The following is a 1,506-nucleotide window of genomic DNA, read 5'->3' on the forward strand; positions in this document are numbered from 1 at the left end:
ATCCCGCCTCGCGCGAGCTGTCGCACCAGTTGATAACGGCCACCCCACTCCACGCTTTCACTCCACCCCTGGAGGCTCGCTCCGGTGAGTCAGTCCCGACCGTCGATATACCGCCGCCGCCCGGGGCCCTCCCCCCGAAGATTCCTCCTCGCTTCGCTGCTCCTGGGCCTCTGGGGGAGCGCGGCAGCCGCGGCCGAGCCCCCCACCGAGCTCCCCTCAGTCACCCTCTTCGTCGTCGGGGCCCCCGAGGCGCGCGCCTCCGTCCAGGCGTGGGCCCAGGAGCAGCCCCCTGGCGTGCCCGTGACGCTGCGCCTCGCCGGGCTCCCCGCACCCACCGCCCGTCCCGGAGGGGATGTCCAGCTCCTGGAAGTGGAGCGGCACCTGCAGGAGGCGCGGCGGCACTACATCCACGCGGAGTTCGCGGAGTGCCTCCAGGAGGTCGGCGATGAGGGGGTGCTCCCCAGGACGCTGAGCCAGGGGCACCGCGAGGTCGTCGCCCGCTGGCTGCTCTGGCAGGTCGCGTGTCAGGTGGGGCTGCGGCGCGAGGAGGCGGCCCTCCAGGTGGCCTCGGAGCTGGGCGTCCTCGGGCTGGAGCTGCCCGTGGACATCGGCGTGCTGCCTCCCGACGTGGGGCGCGTGCTCGTCACGGGCGCGGAGCAAGGCGCGGCGCGGGGGCGCACCACGCTGCGCATCACCTCCGACTCCAGCCCCGCGCGAATCTCCCTGGATGGGCGGCTCGGAGTCTGCATGGCGCCGTGTTCACTCGAGGTCCTGGAGGGGCGGCACGTGGTGCGCGTCGACGCGGAGGGACGACAGTTCGCGGTCCAGGTCATCTCGGCCAAGGGGCCCGAGCTCGCCGTGGCCTTCACCACGCTCCCCGCCTCGCCCGAGCTGGCCGCCGGCCAGTGGGCCACGCACTACGGTGAGTCCTCCGCGAACCTGGACTCGGCGGGCTCGCTGCGCCTGCTCTCCACCGCGCTCCGGGCACCGCGGCTGGTGCTGCTCAACGCCGAGGCCGAGCGCGAGGGCTACCGGCTGCGGGGCGCGCTGGCCATCCATGGGCGCGCGGCGGCTCGCACGGAGCGCCAGGGCGACGTGAAGGCGCTCCACGGGACGGCGGAGGGCGTCCTGCGGGACTTGCTCATCCAGGGCCAGGTCGTCGAGCCCGCGCCGGCCCTCTACCAGCGACGAGACTTCTGGATTGCCGTGGGCGTGGCCGCGGTCATCGCCGGCGCGACCACCACGGCCCTGCTCTGGCGGCAGCCTGTTCGAACGGAGGTGGGATTTTGAGAAGGCACATCCTCGAGGGGCTCCTGGCCCTGGTGCTGCTCACCGGGTGCAACGAGGTGCGGCAGGTGCGGCTCACCTTCGGCGCGGAGGGCGAGGGGCTCGACGGCTTCCTGTGCCGGGAGGACGACGGCGCCTACGTGCTCTCCCGGGCGGTGCCAGCCGGGGGTGGGGCCGTGCCCGCCTCGCTCGTCATCGACTTCGTCCGGCTGGGGGGGC

General features: G+C 74.0%; 2 protein-coding genes. Both read left to right on the forward strand.

The window, feature by feature from the left end; all coding sequences use genetic code 11:
* Window positions 1-84: 84 nt before the first annotated feature.
* Window positions 85-1,290, forward strand: a complete 1,206-nt coding sequence (locus tag G4D87_RS37665) for a PEGA domain-containing protein (RefSeq protein ID WP_163787577.1) — start codon at window positions 85-87, stop codon at window positions 1,288-1,290.
* The coding region (locus G4D87_RS37670) for a hypothetical protein (protein WP_163787578.1) at window positions 1,287-1,506 on the forward strand (220 nt) is incomplete at its 3' end. The genes G4D87_RS37665 and G4D87_RS37670, both read left to right, overlap by 4 nt.

Origin of the sequence: Myxococcus vastator (genome assembly GCF_010894475.1) — a bacterium.
In the GTDB taxonomy this organism is placed as follows: Bacteria; Myxococcota; Myxococcia; order Myxococcales; family Myxococcaceae; genus Myxococcus; species Myxococcus vastator.